The sequence below is a fragment of the Streptomyces sp. NBC_00299 genome, assembly GCF_036173045.1.
In the GTDB taxonomy this organism is placed as follows: domain Bacteria; phylum Actinomycetota; class Actinomycetes; order Streptomycetales; family Streptomycetaceae; genus Streptomyces; species Streptomyces machairae.
Genome location: NZ_CP108039.1, coordinates 143,333 through 158,161 on the forward strand (window position 1 = coordinate 143,333; position 14,829 = coordinate 158,161).

General features: G+C 66.0%; 14 protein-coding genes and 6 pseudogenes. 9 read left to right on the forward strand and 11 right to left on the reverse strand.

The genetic code is table 11. The annotated features are described in order from the left end of the window. Positions 1 to 17: 17 nt before the first annotated feature. Positions 18 to 389 carry a hypothetical protein gene (locus OHT51_RS00665; RefSeq protein ID WP_328876892.1) on the reverse strand — a complete coding sequence of 124 codons (372 nt, stop codon included), beginning with the start codon at positions 387 to 389 and terminating at the stop codon, positions 18 to 20. A 549-nt stretch (positions 390 to 938) separates the two neighbouring features. Between OHT51_RS00665 and OHT51_RS00670 the strand changes: the two genes are divergently transcribed. The 5 genes from OHT51_RS00670 (at position 939) to OHT51_RS00690 (ending at position 4,606) form a co-directional block, all read left to right on the forward strand. Continuing rightward, a protein-coding gene (locus tag OHT51_RS00670; RefSeq protein WP_328876893.1) for an IS5 family transposase occupies positions 939 to 1,756 on the forward strand; the annotation gives its coding sequence in 2 pieces (ribosomal slippage) (positions 939 to 1,290 and positions 1,290 to 1,756; 819 coding nt in all). A 183-nt stretch (positions 1,757 to 1,939) separates the two neighbouring features. After that, positions 1,940 to 2,566, forward strand: a complete 627-nt coding sequence (locus OHT51_RS00675) for a hypothetical protein (RefSeq protein ID WP_328876894.1) — start codon at positions 1,940 to 1,942, stop codon at positions 2,564 to 2,566. A gap of 307 nt (positions 2,567 to 2,873) precedes the next feature. Next, positions 2,874 to 3,173, forward strand: a complete 300-nt coding sequence (locus tag OHT51_RS00680; RefSeq protein ID WP_328876895.1) for a DUF4262 domain-containing protein — start codon at positions 2,874 to 2,876, stop codon at positions 3,171 to 3,173. A 155-nt stretch (positions 3,174 to 3,328) separates the two neighbouring features. Next, a complete protein-coding gene (locus OHT51_RS00685) occupies positions 3,329 to 4,168 on the forward strand; it encodes a phytanoyl-CoA dioxygenase family protein (protein WP_328876896.1) in 840 nt (279 codons plus the stop codon). 126 nt (positions 4,169 to 4,294) lie between these two features. Continuing rightward, entirely contained in the window at positions 4,295 to 4,606 is a 312-nt protein-coding gene (locus tag OHT51_RS00690) for a hypothetical protein (RefSeq protein ID WP_328876897.1), read from the forward strand. Between the two features lie 486 nt (positions 4,607 to 5,092). On the opposite strand, the gene OHT51_RS00695 is transcribed toward OHT51_RS00690, so the two are convergent. Beyond that, positions 5,093 to 5,359: a hypothetical protein gene (locus tag OHT51_RS00695; RefSeq protein WP_328876898.1), complete on the reverse strand. Its 267-nt coding sequence runs from the start codon at positions 5,357 to 5,359 to the stop codon at positions 5,093 to 5,095. Positions 5,360 to 5,914: 555 nt separating this feature from the next. On the opposite strand from OHT51_RS00695, the pseudogene OHT51_RS00700 reads away from it, so the two are divergent. After that, positions 5,915 to 6,064 (forward strand): annotated as a pseudogene (locus OHT51_RS00700) (transposase); the annotation flags it as partial. Positions 6,065 to 6,293: 229 nt separating this feature from the next. On the opposite strand, the pseudogene OHT51_RS43260 reads toward OHT51_RS00700, so the two are convergent. Beyond that, a pseudogene (locus OHT51_RS43260) lies at positions 6,294 to 6,404 on the reverse strand (alpha/beta fold hydrolase); the annotation flags it as partial. 273 nt (positions 6,405 to 6,677) lie between these two features. Next, positions 6,678 to 6,782 (reverse strand): annotated as a pseudogene (locus OHT51_RS00705) (IS5/IS1182 family transposase); the annotation flags it as partial. A gap of 426 nt (positions 6,783 to 7,208) precedes the next feature. Between OHT51_RS00705 and OHT51_RS00710 the strand changes: the two are divergent. Further along, positions 7,209 to 8,375 carry an alanine--tRNA ligase-related protein gene (locus tag OHT51_RS00710; RefSeq protein ID WP_328876899.1) on the forward strand — a complete coding sequence of 389 codons (1,167 nt, stop codon included), beginning with the start codon at positions 7,209 to 7,211 and terminating at the stop codon, positions 8,373 to 8,375. Between the two features lie 191 nt (positions 8,376 to 8,566). On the opposite strand, the pseudogene OHT51_RS00715 reads toward OHT51_RS00710, so the two are convergent. Continuing rightward, positions 8,567 to 8,979: pseudogene (locus tag OHT51_RS00715) on the reverse strand (hypothetical protein). A gap of 446 nt (positions 8,980 to 9,425) precedes the next feature. On the opposite strand from OHT51_RS00715, the pseudogene OHT51_RS00720 reads away from it, so the two are divergent. Beyond that, positions 9,426 to 10,717, forward strand: a pseudogene (locus OHT51_RS00720) (IS30 family transposase). A 73-nt stretch (positions 10,718 to 10,790) separates the two neighbouring features. On the opposite strand, the gene OHT51_RS00725 reads toward OHT51_RS00720, so the two are convergent. Then, on the reverse strand, positions 10,791 to 10,961 hold the full coding sequence (locus OHT51_RS00725; protein ID WP_328876900.1) for a hydrophobic protein: 171 nt from the start codon (positions 10,959 to 10,961) through the stop codon (positions 10,791 to 10,793). A gap of 139 nt (positions 10,962 to 11,100) precedes the next feature. Between OHT51_RS00725 and OHT51_RS00730 the strand changes: the two genes are divergently transcribed. Next, entirely contained in the window at positions 11,101 to 11,274 is a 174-nt protein-coding gene (locus OHT51_RS00730) for a CsbD family protein (RefSeq protein ID WP_328876901.1), read from the forward strand. 371 nt (positions 11,275 to 11,645) lie between these two features. Here OHT51_RS00730 and OHT51_RS00735 read toward each other — a convergent pair. From OHT51_RS00735 to OHT51_RS00755, 5 genes and pseudogenes are all read right to left on the reverse strand, one after another. Beyond that, positions 11,646 to 12,292, reverse strand: a pseudogene (locus tag OHT51_RS00735) (SigB/SigF/SigG family RNA polymerase sigma factor); the annotation flags it as partial. Positions 12,293 to 12,365: 73 nt separating this feature from the next. After that, the gene (locus OHT51_RS00740; RefSeq protein WP_328876902.1) at positions 12,366 to 12,725 is read right to left on the reverse strand and encodes a hypothetical protein; all 360 of its coding nucleotides are present in this window, start codon (positions 12,723 to 12,725) and stop codon (positions 12,366 to 12,368) included. 393 nt (positions 12,726 to 13,118) lie between these two features. Beyond that, entirely contained in the window at positions 13,119 to 13,361 is a 243-nt protein-coding gene (locus tag OHT51_RS00745) for a DUF6411 family protein (protein ID WP_328876903.1), read from the reverse strand. Between the two features lie 154 nt (positions 13,362 to 13,515). Continuing rightward, on the reverse strand, positions 13,516 to 14,076 hold the full coding sequence (locus tag OHT51_RS00750) for a DUF6328 family protein (RefSeq protein ID WP_328876904.1): 561 nt from the start codon (positions 14,074 to 14,076) through the stop codon (positions 13,516 to 13,518). A 355-nt stretch (positions 14,077 to 14,431) separates the two neighbouring features. Further along, entirely contained in the window at positions 14,432 to 14,599 is a 168-nt protein-coding gene (locus tag OHT51_RS00755) for a hypothetical protein (protein WP_328876905.1), read from the reverse strand. Positions 14,600 to 14,829: the final 230 nt, after the last annotated feature.

The following is a 14,829-nucleotide window of genomic DNA, read 5'->3' on the forward strand; positions in this document are numbered from 1 at the left end:
CCGAGACGGACCAGCACTCACTGAGCACCGCCGCACACCCCGAAGACACGAGCGACCCACTGATTCATCCGGGCTTCGAAATCCACCGGTGAGGCGATGTCCGACGCCGGGAGGGAACCTGCGTTGTCGAGGCTGGCGATGAAGTCCACGTCGGCCCAGCCACCCCGGAACAGCACAACCGACAGCTCGGCCTCTCCCGGACCCGAGATGACCACACCAACCGAGTCGGGGTCCTGGACGCGAGCTCTGTCGGTCTCCAGAGCCTGCGGCCACGACGCCTCAGCATCCCGCCAAGTCAGCTGGCCCACTTCGAGGCCAGCCGACCTCCAGCCCACCGTCCGATCAGCCAGAACTGCAGCCACCTCATCAAGATCCACAACCCTGTCCATGAGGTGATCATCGCCCATGGACGAACCCGGCGGTCCGGGAATCCGACACCGAGACCGCGAGACAAGTGCGCCGACTCGTTCCTACTTCTCACCGAGATTTCCACCCTCTCACCGAGATTTCCACGGCTGCCGGCCCGCGGTCGTTCTCAGAATCTACCGACAACCGTTCCTGCTTCTGACTTACGCAGCCACGGGGTGACAGAGTCTGCCTTCGCCGAGCACGACGACCGCTGGTTCCTGGGTCTGCGAGGGATGACTGTCATCAGGATCAGCGTCGACATGGACACCCTCACCCGCCTGCGCGGGCACTCCCCCCAGCAGACCCGCGACCTCCTTGACCGACTGGTGGCCACACGCGCCCGGGGGCATGGCATTACGACCGGGCGAACAACGAGTGGTGTAGCACCTGCCCCAGCCTCAGCCACCTCCCGTCGCACTGCCTCACGGACACCGGGTATGACAATCATGAAACTGTTCTCCAGAGTAACTGGCTCTAACAAAAGCGGGTTGATCATGTGACTGTCGGCTTGATCGTTCGTTGATGTGGTCATGGGGAAGCGTCAGTCGCGGCCGTGGATCGTGTCCGACGAACTGTGGTCGCTCATCGAGCCGTTGCTGCCCGAGCCACCGCCGAAGCAGGTGGAAGGGCGACCGCGGGTGCCCGACCGGCAGGCCTTGTGCGGCATCCTGTTCGTGCTGCACACCGGCATCCAGTGGGAGTACCTGCCCCAGGAGCTCGGCTTCGGCTCGGGCATGACCTGCTGGCGCCGCCTGGCGGCCTGGAACGAGGCGGGCGTCTGGGACCAGCTCCACCAACTGCTGCTGAACAAGCTGCGGTCGAAGAACCAGCTGGACTGGTCGCGGGCGGTGATCGATTCCTCCCACGTCCGGGCCGCACGACGGGGCCCAAAAGCGGTCCCAGCCCGGTCGACCGCGCACGCCCGGGCAGCAAGCACCACCTCATCACCGACGGTCAAGGCATCCCGCTCGCGGTGTCGCTGACCGGCGGCAACCGCAACGACGTCACACAGTTGCTGCCGCTGCTGGACAAGATCCCCGCCGCGGCGGGAGTCGCTGGCCGGCCGCGTCGGCGGCCCGACATGCTCTTCGCCGACCGCGGCCACGACCACGACAAGTATCGCCGGCTCCTGCGGCAGCGCGGGATCCGGCCCGCGATCGCCGAGCGGGGACAACCGCACGGCACCGGCCTGGGCACTTTCCGCTGGGTCGTCGAGCGGACCATCTCCTGGCTGCACGGCTTCCGCCGCCTACGCATCCGCTGGGAACGACGCGACGACATCCACGAAGCCTTCCTCGGACTCGCCGTCTGCCTGATCACCCACCGGCACGTCCAGAGGCTTTGTTAGGGCCAGTAAGAAGACATCACCTGGCAGGAACAACCAGCGCTGTTTGTCGTTACCATCCGTACGCCGAGGCATCTTGCGGCACTTGCGGCACCCGCAGCCGCGCCGCCTGGACCTCGCCCAAGAGGGCCGTCACTTCCATGTGGTGCAGCCCGCAGGACGTTCATTCGCCGAGGAAGGTCACCCATGCCCGAGACAACGACTCCCGCCACTGAACTGACATCGCAGTACGTCGCCCAGGTGACAGGCGACCTCGAACGCAATGTGAAAGAGCAGGAACGTCTCACTACGGAGATCGCGTCCCTGCAAGAGCGGCTTGCCGCAGTGCAGCACGACCACACAGTGCTGGTGAGCATTCAGCAGGCACTCGGCGTCACCCGGGCGCCAGCCCAGACCGCGGCAGAGTCCGAGAGTGCCGCGGTGCCCTCGCCCCGGCAGAAGACCGGCGCCGCACGCGGCGGGAAGCGAAAGACTCGGACGTCCACCGCCTCGCCTCAGCAGGCAGCACCCAAGAAGCCTGGGGCCAAGCCGGCAAATGCCGCAAAGGCGGCTCAGGTCACTCTGGTCGAGCTCATTCGCCGCCACCTGCTCGAACTGAGGGAACCGCGCTCGGCTGCGGAGATCTCTGCAGCACTCGGCCAGGCCCACCCCGAGCGCCAATTCGCGGACAAGGTCGTGCGGGTTACGCTCGAGGGACTCGTGGCCAAGAGTCAGGCGGAGCGCACGAAGCAAGGAAGGTCCGTCTTCTACACCGCCCCCAAGTCGGCCGCTGCTCCTGAGAGCAAGACGCAGCACGCAGAGACGGAGCACTGACAGCCTCGCGTGGAGGGATGGTTGCCCCCGGTGCGGTCAGTGGGGGCAGCGGTACACGCACCTCGTCCATAGCGAAGAGGGCGCCTTGCTTACAGGCCTTGACGTACGCCGTTCGCAGCTCTCGCCTCCTACTCTCGGCTGCGGCCCACTGCCCATGCCCTGAGGCCGTAGCAGCACAGTGACATCAACTCTCGGGTCTGGCACGGATCTTGGGGAGCCGCCGCGGAGGAGGCGATGTCGTTCGATTGAACGGGTCGTTGTGAACCCCGGCTGCCCGACTCGGACGCTTACCTCGTAGCCTCCGGACATGACTGATGATCCGTTACAGTGCGGCTGCAGCCTCTGCCATGACTACGGTGACCGAGACGAAGCGGACCGCGCGGATCTGACGATCATCGAGAGTGTGCAGCAGCGCGGAGGGCACGTCGTGATGGTTCTCGAGGACGAGATCGGCCCTGGATTCGCCTACACGATCGGCCTCTCGCATACTCACGGCGCACCTGGACTCGCTATGTTCGGGCTTGATGTCCACGCCATGCACCTCATGCTCAACAGGCTCGGAGCGAAATCCGGGTGGACGACGCGGCGGCCGGGCTCGACCTGGTGACCGACAAGCCCCGGGACGGGTTCACCACCAGTGCGCTCAGCAGGTCCCGGCTTCGGCGGTCAGAACGCCGCCCTCGTCCTCACCTCCGCCTGACGTGCACCGGCCCCGCAGGGCCCGCGCCCCCTTCCCTACGTCACCCCAGGAGATTCGTGTCCATGGCCAGCACCTCGGCAGGCACTGCCGTCACCTCGCTCGCCGAGCTCAAGTCCGCCTATGAGAAGGACGGTTGGTGCGAGCCGCCGTTCCGCTTCAGCGACGACGCCGTCGCGCTGTTGCGGGAGCGCGTGCTCTCCATCAGCCGTGAGCAGCGGCCCGAGGTCGTGCACGAGAAGGACAGCGGCACGGTTCGTGCCATCCACGGCTGCCACGCCTTCGACGAGGTGTGTGCGGCCCTCGTCCGCCTGCCTCGGCTGGTGGAACTCGCGGAGGGGCTCGCCGGCGGGCCCGTCTACGTCTACCAGTTCAAGGTCAACCTCAAGCAGGCGCACGAAGGGGCGGCCTGGCCGTGGCACCAGGACTTCGCATTCTGGCACGAGGAGGACGGCATGCCGAGCCCCGACGCCGTCAACATCGCCGTCTCCCTGGACGATGTCCACGAGGGCAATGGACCGCTCACCGCCATACCGGGCTCGCACCGGCTGGGTCTGCTCGACCTTCCCGAGGGCGGCACGGACGGCCCGGAGTCCGACTGGCGCTCGCATGTGTCGGCCGACCTCGCCTATACCGTGAACGACGACCGGGCGCAGGCCCTTGCCGACGAGAGCGGCCGCAAGGTTTTCACGGGGCCACGCGGCTCCGTCCAGGTCTTCCACCCGAGCATCGTCCACTCCTCGTCCAACAACCTGTCGGCAGACCGCCGGGCGCTGCTACTCATCACGTACAACGCCGTCGCCAACTCCCCCGCGCGCCCCACCCGCCCCGCCTTCCTGGTCTCCCGGGACACCACACCGGTGGAGCGCCGCGCCGACGAGCGCCTCGACCTGGTGTCGTATTGAAGCGCCGAGCAGAATTGGGAGACATCTGCATGGCGACCGAACCGATCCGACCGGCGGAGCAGCAACCGCAGATCAACCTCGTGGACCCGGACACGGGCGCTGGAGCTGTCCGCACCCACCAGCGCCATGACGCGCACCCTGCTCCACATCGACGCCGCCGTCTGCTCCCACCACGCCGGCGACAGCGGCGAAGCGTGCCGCCGAACGGTCGCCGCCCTGTCCGCGCTCCCGGACGGCTACCGCACCGGCCTGGTCCGCCGCCGCGCCCTGGACCTGTACGAGGCGATCCTTATCGAGCACCACCACGAACGCGCCGTACGGGAGCTGCGGGACGTCCTCACCGTCTCAATGGCGGGCCGCGAGCAGCAACGCTGGCCCGCTTCTCTCACCGTCCGGCCGGAGGGCTGTGAGTTACCTGGACGACGTGCGCTTCGTTGAGCTGGCCATCGCGCAATGAACCTCCTCCCCCGGGTGCGCGATTCCTCGTGAGGGCCCGGCTCAGCCAACGCCCGGCCCCGGGCCCTCGCCCCGTCTCTTCGGGTGCCACCAGGCTTGAGCAACCCAAGCGCTGGCTACTCGCGCAAGGCGAGGTTCGGAACAGCCCCGGTATGCGTCCTCCGGCCTGCGGGCCCGGAGGACGCATGCGTTGCGAAGCCCGCGCCCAGCGCGGGCGACTCGGCCTCGGGGTTTCCGGGCCGGCGACGGCAGCGTGTCGCAGCCCTTGATTCGAACAGGTCGAAGGAACCGGGCCTCTCACATACTGCCTTTCGAGTGGTTGGATCAGTATCTGTGGCCGTTGGTGACCTGCGGGATCCTCTGGGATTGGCGTCTCCCGCGGTTGGCAGGGCTGTCCAGGCGGCCCACGATCCAGCCGAAGAAGAAGCCGAGGGGGACGATGACTACAGCAACGTTCTCCAACGGAAACTAGACGAAGTCCTGCTCGGGGAACAAGGCCAGCGAGGTGCCGGAGACGGTCGGGCTGAACAACTGCAGCACGCAGCAGCAAGCCGCCGAGCCGAATAGCGTCCCCAGCAGGCCGCGCCGGGTGAGTCCTCGCCAGAAGAAGGTGTAGAGCAACACAGGCAGGATCTCAACGGCCACGCTGGCGGCCCAGGAGGCGAAGAACAGGATGCTCCAGTTGTAGAGTCCCGTGGCGAGAGCGACGCTCACCACGCCGAGCGTCATCAGCACCAGCCGTGTGAGGCGTACCTCCTGCTCCGCCGACGCCCGACGGCGGCTGCGTGGGCGGGCCTAGAGGTCATGGTGACAGGGAAGCCGCGGCGGCGAGGGTCAGTCCAGCCACGGCTCCCAGCGTGGTGACGAAGACGGTGCAGGTCAGCAGCATGGCGAAGGTGCCGTTTCGGCTCTCCGGCGATCTCCCCGGAGAGCAAGAACAGGGCAGGGCTGAGGTGCCTCGTGCGTCGTCTGCAAAGATGGTCTGTCCGCCGACAAGGGCGGCCACCCCCAGTGGGCCAGCTTGACCTCGAACGGCACCGCAGCCGGACCCCCAACGGTGTGATCGTCCGCGTGCTCCAGCGAGTCCTCGAGCGGTTGATGCCGCACCCGACCGCGTGCCGAGCCTTGTCGCCCTGTGGGTCGGACTTCGGTGGCCGGCCGCCGCGCGAGCCGCGGTTCTTGCGGTTGTGGGCTTGGTCGACCATTTCCGGGATGGTGCAGCGCCCCCCTCGCCGCAACCGCAGCAGCGGAGAACTCGCCTTCTATCGCTGCTACTCGGCCAGCCCGGTGCCGCTGGCCACACTAATGCGGGTAGCCCGGCGCAGATGGACTGTCGAGGAGACGTTCCAGGCCGCCAAGGGCCTGGCCGGCTTGGACGAACACCAGGTCAGACGGTTGACGTCCTGGCGTCGCTGGGTCACTCTCGCGATGCTCTGCCTCGACCGGCAGAGCCTTCCGGACCACTCGGCAAACGTATGCCGAGTGGTCCGGATGCGTACGGGCTGGGCCCTCGTCGTTGCGTGCCTCCGACCGACGGTGGGCGTACCGGCTGAAGCCTCTTCGAACCCGCGGACCTTGGTGCAGCGGCTGATACGGGGGCAGTTCAGTGCCGCTGGGAGAGCGTACGGCAGTCAGGCGCTGGAGAATTTCTGCAGTCCGCCCACAGGTCGGCCGGCACCGTGAGCCGCCACATGTTCTGATCACAGCCGAACCCGTGAACCAACACCACCGTCGGCCCCTGTGGGTTGCCGGTGACAGTGACATTGTTCCTGCGCGATATCCATAACCCCCACCCTCCCAGACCCCGCCCACCGTCCTCGCACGGCCGGTAGTCACCTTCTCCCTGCACCCGACTTCCTCACGCTCCGCACACACAAACAATGCTGTTGCCGAAGCAGGCAGCCCGCCTGGCTCCGCCGTACACACCTTGAGCCTGGCGCTTCGGGGCAGATGGGACACCGACCCGTCTGGCCGGCCCGGGGAGAGTCATGAATGACTCATCGCGGAGGGCTGGGTTGGGCGCGCTCGCCGATGACCGGCGGGCCTACTGGCCCTAACAAAGCCTCTGGACGTGTCTGTGGGTGATCAGGCAGACGGCGAGTCCGAGGAAGGCTTCGTGGATGTCGTCGCGGCGTTCCCAGCGGATGCGCAGTTCCCTGTCAAGTTCTTCTGTTCAGACCCGCCGGCTGCTCCTGGCGTTCGGGAACAGGTATGACTGGGCGCTCGTGTTGGCACTTCTGAGCATCAGAGGTGGCGAGGCAGCTTCACCGCTATCGAGTTCCCGGCCGCCTGCCTGGCGGGACCCGCGCGAGGCCAGGACGTTCTGGCGGAAAATTCGTGTGCCTCAAAGGGCGGGGCGCGTTATTGTCGGCCGCATGAACGTCACCGGCCGAAGCATCATCGCGACCGCGCGAGCGACCAGCTCGCCGGTTGCCGCCGTCTGACCTTCTCCCTTTCCCACCGGCGACCGGAAACGGCCCGTCGGTGGTCCCGTGGCGTTCTTGGCTTCTTGCCTTGGTGCGATGACCAGCGTGGTCCCGTTATCCGGTGCCTTCCCCCGCTGTGACGCGAAGGAGCCACCCTCATGAACACGGAGAAGATTGTCCGCACGTTCGTCGAGTACTTCGAGGAGCGTGATCACCGCCGAATCACCGGCTCGACGCTGCTGCCACACCCTGGCGACTCGGTGCTGTTCACTACCTCCGGCATGCATCCGCTCACCCCGTATCTGGAGGGGCACCCCCATCCGCTGGGCCAGCGATTGGTCAATGTGCAGCGGTGTCTGCGCACCACGGATCTGGAGGAGGTCGGCGATGCCACCCATCTGACTGTCTTCGAGATGCTCGGCACTTGGTCGCTGGGCGACTACGAGGGCTCACTGAGTCTCGACTGGGGGTACAGGCTGCTCACCGATGGACTGGGTGTCGATCCGGGCTTGCTGTATGCCACCGTCTATGGCGGCGATGACCAGATTGGGCCAGACACTGCTTCCCTGCAGTTGTGGCAGGACCTCGGCGTTCCCGTCGAGCTCACCGTGGAGGACAACTGGTGGGACAACGGACCGGTCGGCCCGTGCGGCCCCGACTCGGAGATCTTTCTGTGGAGCGGTGACACCCCACCCCAATCGACACCCACACGCGACGACCGCTGGGTAGAGGTCTGGAACCACGTGATGATGCGCCATCGTCGACTCGAAGACGGTTCCCTTGTACCGCTTCCCCAACGCAACGTCGACACTGGGCTCGGCCTGGAGCGGCTGGCCTCTCTGCTGCAGGGCCAGTCGTCAGTGTTCGAGTGTGACGTTTTCGACCCCTGGCGCCGTATCGTGCCGGCTCTGTGGCCACTTGACGAACCGTCGCTGCGCCTGGTCTATGACCACCTGCGCTCAGCCATCGTGGTACTCGGCGACGGAGTGCGCCCGGCCAACACTGGACGGGGCTACGTGCTCCGCCGCCTGCTGCGACGAGTGCTCACCGTGCTGTGGCGGGACGATCCGTCGCGCGGTCTCGGAGACCTGCCGGACGAGTTGGTCTCACACACCCTGGACCACTTCCGCCAGGAAGTAGATCCCAGCGACGTGCGCCGACTGCTGCTCGAGGAGGAGGGCCGGTTCAGTCGGCTCCTTGAACGAGGTAGGCAGGTGCTTGCCCGATCCCGGTTCCAAGGCCCGCTGAAGGATGAGGACTTCCAGTACCTCCACGACACCCACGGTCTGCCTCGCGATCTAGTCACAAGCCTGCGGCAAAAGTGATGGCGGGGATGAGAGCGTGTGCAGACCAAAATGAAGGAACCGGCCTTACGGCCCGACCTTATGGACTGCGACGCGATTCCTGAGCTGAGCACTTCACAAGACTGATGGTGCCAACGGGAGGGATCGGTCACAACAGGACGGGGCCGCCCCGGTGTTCAGTCGACCGGGGCGGCCCTGTGTGGGTGGGGCTCTCAGGTGGTGGGTGGGTGAAGCGGGATGACGTTGTCACGAGCCGTGACGGGGTTCGTTGACGCGCTCTTCTCTTCTTCGGTGAGAACGGCGCTGGCAAGGGTGAGGTTGGTTACCAGTTGGCGGAGTTCTACGATCTCGGCTTTCTGGTTCGCGATGGTCCTTTTGAGTTTGGTGACGGTGTCTCTGAGTCGTTCTCCGTTTCTGGAATCTGCCTGGTCTCCTTGCGGACGCGTTCCTCGAACTCGCGCTTCAGATCGACGTGTCTCTTGTAGAGAGCCATGCGGTGGACGCCGGCTTCGGCGGCGAGGGCGCCCGCGGTCATGCTTCCGTTGGAGACGGTGGCCTGACCGGTGAGGAGCCGGTCCATTGCCCCGCGGATGCGGGTCCGTTCGTCTTGGTGGTCCTGATTCATGCCAGGGCCTCGGCGGTCTGGGCGGCAGCATCGTGGGTGTCGGCGGTGGCCCGGAGCTGGTCGGCGTTGGTTCGCAGGCGCTTGCCGATGGGCTCTGGCGTGTGGGCGGCCAGCTTGTCGATTTCGTCGACTCGCTCGCGCAGGAGGCGAGCGTGTGTGTCGGTGCGGACGGCGTTGCCGCAGCCGGGGCGGCAGTCGTACTGCCTGGGGGCGGTTGCTCCGAGGTCGGGTTCGCAGAGCGCGTTGTCTCGTTTGAATGCGGATCAGGAGAGCGTCGGGGTTGTCGAAGAATACGACGCCGTCTTGGGCGAGGAACTTGGCCGCCTTCTTGGCGAACGTCTTGGGGACGATGCGGCCTTCGAAGCACGGTGTCTGGCTGGCAGCGGTGAGGGCCCGGTGGACTTGAGTTCTAGTGGTCGTCGCAACACCCCAGCTCAGGGGATGCGATGGACTTCGAGGTTCGGGCGGACCGACGGCCACAGGGGCCGAAGAAGTTGAGCCGCGAGCGGGAGACATACCTTCTGCTCGTGGATCAAGGAATTCCTGATGTGGACGCCTGTCGGATCGTTGGCATCAACGACCGGACAGGCAGGCGATGGCGTAACGGCCGGCAGGCGTCCGGGAAGAACAAGGCGGCACCGCCCCTCGTGGAAAGGGGGCCGTGGCGCTACACCGAGGACCCAGAGCCGGTGGCCGTTCGAGAGCCCGGGAATGATGGCCCTTCGCGCTACCTGGGCGAGAGCAACCGGATCCACATAGCCGACCGGCTCCGGGAGAAGGCATCCGTCCGCACGATCGCCGCCGAGCTGGGACGCAGTCCGTCCACGATCAGCCGGGAGATCCGCCGCAACCGCACGGTCCTGCCCAGCGGCCAGTGGTACTACCGACCGCATGCGGCCGATCGGCGAGCGGTCCGGCGTCGGCCTCGGCCGAAGGTCGGGAAGATCGGCCAGAACCCGGAGCTCCGGGACTTCGTCCAGCATCACCTGACCCTGCGCTGGAGTCCCGAGCAGATCTGCCACGCTCTGCGCAGGCGCTTCCCCGACCGGCCGGAGATGCACGTGGTCCACGAGACGGTCTACCAGGCGCTCTACGTCCAGGGCCGCGGTGAACTGAAGCGAGAACTGACCCGCGCCCTGCGCACGGGACGCGCCGTGCGCAGGCCTCATCGCCACTCGGCACGCCGCAGGAAGCGGTTCCCCCACCCGATGGTCATGATCAGCGAGCGGCCCACTGAGGCCGCTGACCGAGCCGTCCCAGGACACTGGGAGGGCGACCTCATCATCGGCAGCAGCTCCCGTTCCGCCATCGCCACCCTGGTCGAACACAGCACTCGCTACCTGATGCTGGTGCACCTTCCCAACGGCCACGGAGCTGCCGCCGTCCGCCATGCCCTGGTCGACACGGTCCAGACTCTTCCGCCTCACCTGAAACGGTCCCTGACCTGGGACCAGGGCGCCGAGATGGCCGCCCACCACGCCTTCAGCATCGCCACGGACATGCCGGTCTACTTCTGCGACCCCGGCAGCCCCTGGCAGCCCCTGGCAGCGAGGCTCGAACGAGAATACGAACGGCCTCCTGCGGCAGTACTTCCCCAAGGGCAGCAGCCTGTCCGGGCACACCCGAGACCACCTTGACACCGTCGCGACCGAACTCAACAGCCGCCCACGCAAGACGCTCGGCTGGGAAACCCCCAGCCGAGCGTCTGGCTAAACTGCTCGCCACTACACGTCAGTGATCACGTGTTGCAACGACCCCTGGAATTCGCCCATGACGGCCGGGCCCGACGAGGGGTGCGCGCGAAGTTCAGATCACCATCGATACCAGCGGCCGCGGCCACCGCCGACGCTGGTGGAGCGCATGACGAAGCCGAGCAGCCACACCACCAGGACGGCAAGGGCCACCCACCAGAGGATCTTGACGGCGAAGCCGGCGCCGAAAAGGATTACCGCGAGAAGCAGAACAAGAAGCAGGGGAACCATAATTATCGACCTCCTGCCCTCCGACTGCCCGGACATTCACCACTCATTCCCGCGTAACACCTTGTTTATGAAGGCAAGGCTGGGGCACGCGTGGGTTTAGCGCGATGGTGACACCAAACGCTACCAGGAGGCATGTTCCATGACTGCCGACGAGAAGGCCAAGGCGAAGACCGAGCAGGCCAAGGGCAAGACCAAGGAAGCCATGGGAAGCGCCACCGGCAACGACCGCATGGCCGCCGAGGGACAGGCAGAAAAGAGTACGGGTGACGCCCGTGACGCGAAGGAAAAGGCCAAGGACGCCTTCAGGCACTGACGTACCCTGCAGAAGGGCCCTCCCGGTAACAATCCGGGAAGGCCCTTCTCAATTCAGCAAGCAACCGCGCCTTGCTCGCGCTCTGACCGTCCGGTGTCGACAGGTGCAGTCTGATCCGCTTGATGATTCAGACTGCCGCGACCGGCAAGTTCGAAGACCGAGTCAGCATCGCGCCGTGTAACCGGAGCGCATCATGAACAAGGCGACAGCGGGTAAACGAAATTATGCGATAGCGACAACCTCGATGAAACGACAAGGAACGACCCACGGGAAGAGTCCTATGATCACACCGCTGGATAATCGGTCATCGTACGAACGAGACCCTGCGGCGCCCCTGCGACACAGCACCGCCTGGCACACGGACACATCGCTCGCCCAAGCCCGCGCGACAGCAGCCGGGAGACGTGCATCTGCAAGACGCCCAAGCGCTCGCCGATCTGAGCCTGGGTGAGTTCCTCCACGAACCGCATGTGGATGATCTGCCGGTCCCCCTCTTCCAGTTCGGCGATCAGCGGAGCCAGGGCATGGAAGTCCTCCACCAGCTCCAGCGCCTGGTCCTCGGTACCGATGAAGTCCTGCAGGACGCTCTCGCCGTCATCGCTGGAGCTGACCGCGGCGTCCAGGGAGGAGGAGTTGTAGCCGTTGGCGGCCAGGCGGGCCTCGATGACCTCGCCCTCGGGCAGACTCATCAGCTCCGACAGTTCCTTGACTGTCGGCGTGCGGCCCAGGCGGCTGCGGAGTTCCTCGGTGGCGCGGGCCAGTTAGACGCGGCTTCCTGAAGCCGGCGAGGGACGTGCACGGCCCAGGTGGTGTCACGGAAGAACCGCTTGATCTCCCCCACGATGTAGGGGATGGCGAAGGAGGTGAACTCGACCTCCTGGGTCAGCTCAAACCGGTCGATAGCCCTGATCAGACCGATCATGCCAACCTGAACGATGTCCTCCATCTCCTCCGGCTCACGGCTGCGGAACCGCCCTGCCGCGAAACGGACCGAGGACATGTTCATCTCGATCAATGAGCATATTCAGCGTGACCACCTATCAGGTGACAGCTCCGGCGCCTCTGGCGTCAAGCACTTGCCGGGGAGGCAGTCAGTTGAAAGCGTCGGTCATGCAGTCCACCCGGCAGTCGGCAGCCTCATAGCGCTGGCGGAGGGCGGCAGCTGCTTCTTCGCGCTCCACAAAGAGGTACCCGTAGTGCTGGCGCGCCACCCTGGTCACGTCTCCGACCGTGACGATGGCCGGTTCGCCGTGTGCGGCCCGTCGACGCGCTCCGGCGATTGCCATGTCCGCAGAGCGCAGCAGGTTGCTGGAACGATCCCGGATCACGGCTGCCTGGGCGCGTTTCGCCGAGAGGGGACGCAGGACATGTCCTCTCCAGACGTAGCCGGCGACGACAAGGATGAGACCGAGCGCTACGAACAGGAGTCCGCCTGGGGCGTGAGGTCGCATCTATCCAGTCTTCACCACTCGCGTGGTGATCGTCATGCCCGCGTCGGCGGCCGATTGTCGGAGCGACTTGGTGTCAGTGAGCCCTTGCGCAACGCACGAGGCTCCCGTGCCGACTCGTACGGATGGAGGTGGGAACACGCCGGTAGGCGGCACGAAAGCGGTGGCCCGAAGCCGTCAGCGCCCCGTGGACCCTGTACACCCTGACCGGCGAACCACCCGCACGCCTGACCACACATGTGTTCCGAAGCAGCGGCAAGGCTGCCAGGCCAGCCGCACTGCGGCGGGCGAAGGCACGAGGGACATGTTCATCTCGATCAGCGCGTTGCACGCGTCCTGGTACTCCAACGGCGAGGAGCATGGAGCCTGTGACGCTCGCGAGGAAACATGCACCGGTCAGAACGGCATGCGGCCGCGGGCCCGTCGACCAGCCGAACCGCTGCGGCCGGCAGCCTTGGAACTGCTGCGGAAGGGCTTACTGAGAACGCGCCCCAGGAAGCCGGGGGCCTTCCCGCCGGCCCGTGCTCCGGCGCCGAGTGTGCGCTGGGTGCCGCGTTGCGGATGGTGAGACAGACGAGGTAGGAGGAAGGCGAGAAGCGCGAGAACGACGCACAGCGCGACGATTCCGACGATCATCATAATGCGACTCCTGAACGTGAGACGTGTCTGTCGGTTGCCCTCAGGACACGAGGCCATGCGCGACGGGCAGGGGCGAAGGCGCCGATGCCACTGACGAGCAGATGTCCATGTCGGATACCCGGGACTTCCCGGAACTACCGAACTCGCCGTGCTTTTATGCCTGGTCGTCGCGAGCGGAGCGTCGGCGAAGCCAGACAGGCAGTCCGTACCAGCACATGGCGAACCACAACATGACACCGCCGACCAGCAATTCGGCGAGAAGGCTCGGCACGACGACGTGGAGGAGAAGCAGTAGCGTGCCGCCGATCGTCAACGCGAGAAGCACCATTCCGAACACCATCAGCCTGCCTGCAACCCTGACGATGTGGTCTTTCATGCGTTGCCCGGACAGCAGCCGGTGTATGGACACCGGAGCAATCAGCGCCCCAGTAGCGGAGGCTCCGAGTATCACAGTGATCACGTAGACCACGTGATCGAAGGTTTCCAACTTGTGGAAGTGCGCAGTGAACGCCACGCTCAGCAGGAAACCGAAGAGAATCTGCACGCCGGTCTGCGCGACCCTTGTCTCCTGCAGGATCTCGTTCCACCTGCGATTCAGACGTTCCCGTTCCGGTTCCGGTTCCTGCGGTTCCGGGGTTCTGCGATCTACCGCTTTGCAGCAACAGGGGCAGCCGGGCTGTGGCTCGTTGGACAGCGAACGGTCGGTCATGCTCATGGCATCCTCTCCTCAGGGAATACCCGGATGCCCGCCATCGGCGATTTCACGTCCCTCGGAGAAGGGCAACGTGCTTGAGTATTCGCGCCATGTGCCGTGACGGGATCGCTCCGTACCCCTGCCCTGACGCACCTCTCGCTCGCCGAGAAGCAGTTTCGTAGTCAAGGGGGTTCACGGGGTACGCAGACCGGTCGGCGGGCCGTGCTGCCGCTGAGGAGCGCGGCGGTGGCACCCGTCACCCCCCTGTCCCGAGAGCTGCGACGATGGCGCCGATAACGGCGGCGAGTCCTGCGCCCTTCACGCCACAGCGGCCGCTGGCGCGCGGGCAGCTCGAGACGATGATCAGCCATCGGCGTCAACGGCCCTTGACGACCCGGCTGATCCCGTACGGAACCCCCTCGACCGGGAAGCCGTGCGCACCATGCTGCCTCAGATGACCGACGTCGTGGTGCGCAGAGGAGACGAGCCTCGACCTGGAGGAGGTCCGCGTCGAGTCGACCGCGAACCCGCCGCTCTTGGCCATCGGGAAAGCGAAGTCCGCCTCACCTCACCACCAGGCGCTGCGGAACATACCCCGGGCTTCACCCCGTCTCTTCGGATGCCACCAGGCGTGAGCAACCCAAGCGCTGGCTACTCGCGCAAGGCGGGGTTCGGAAAGAAGCCCCGGTGTGCGTCCTCCGGCCTGCGGGCCCGGAGGACGCATGCGTGGTGTCACACACCAGGCGCAGGGATGTGGAAACGGATTGCGAGCAG

What these genes read in the sequence shown, in the direction of transcription:
- OHT51_RS00755 (WP_328876905.1), bottom strand. Translation starts at nt 14,599, where the DNA reads ATGGCCAAGAGCGGCGGGTTCGCGGTCGACTCGACGCGGACCTCCTCC.
- OHT51_RS00740 (WP_328876902.1), bottom strand. Translation starts at nt 12,725, where the DNA reads ATGCGACCTCACGCCCCAGGCGGACTCCTGTTCGTAGCGCTCGGTCTC.
- OHT51_RS00690 (WP_328876897.1), top strand. Translation starts at nt 4,295, where the DNA reads ATGACGCGCACCCTGCTCCACATCGACGCCGCCGTCTGCTCCCACCAC.
- OHT51_RS00750 (WP_328876904.1), bottom strand. Translation starts at nt 14,076, where the DNA reads ATGAGCATGACCGACCGTTCGCTGTCCAACGAGCCACAGCCCGGCTGC.
- OHT51_RS00685 (WP_328876896.1), top strand. Translation starts at nt 3,329, where the DNA reads ATGGCCAGCACCTCGGCAGGCACTGCCGTCACCTCGCTCGCCGAGCTC.
- OHT51_RS00680 (WP_328876895.1), top strand. Translation starts at nt 2,874, where the DNA reads ATGACTGATGATCCGTTACAGTGCGGCTGCAGCCTCTGCCATGACTAC.
- OHT51_RS00665 (WP_328876892.1), bottom strand. Translation starts at nt 389, where the DNA reads ATGGACAGGGTTGTGGATCTTGATGAGGTGGCTGCAGTTCTGGCTGAT.
- OHT51_RS00730 (WP_328876901.1), top strand. Translation starts at nt 11,101, where the DNA reads ATGACTGCCGACGAGAAGGCCAAGGCGAAGACCGAGCAGGCCAAGGGC.
- OHT51_RS00745 (WP_328876903.1), bottom strand. Translation starts at nt 13,361, where the DNA reads ATGATGATCGTCGGAATCGTCGCGCTGTGCGTCGTTCTCGCGCTTCTC.
- OHT51_RS00710 (WP_328876899.1), top strand. Translation starts at nt 7,209, where the DNA reads ATGAACACGGAGAAGATTGTCCGCACGTTCGTCGAGTACTTCGAGGAG.
- OHT51_RS00725 (WP_328876900.1), bottom strand. Translation starts at nt 10,961, where the DNA reads ATGGTTCCCCTGCTTCTTGTTCTGCTTCTCGCGGTAATCCTTTTCGGC.
- OHT51_RS00675 (WP_328876894.1), top strand. Translation starts at nt 1,940, where the DNA reads ATGCCCGAGACAACGACTCCCGCCACTGAACTGACATCGCAGTACGTC.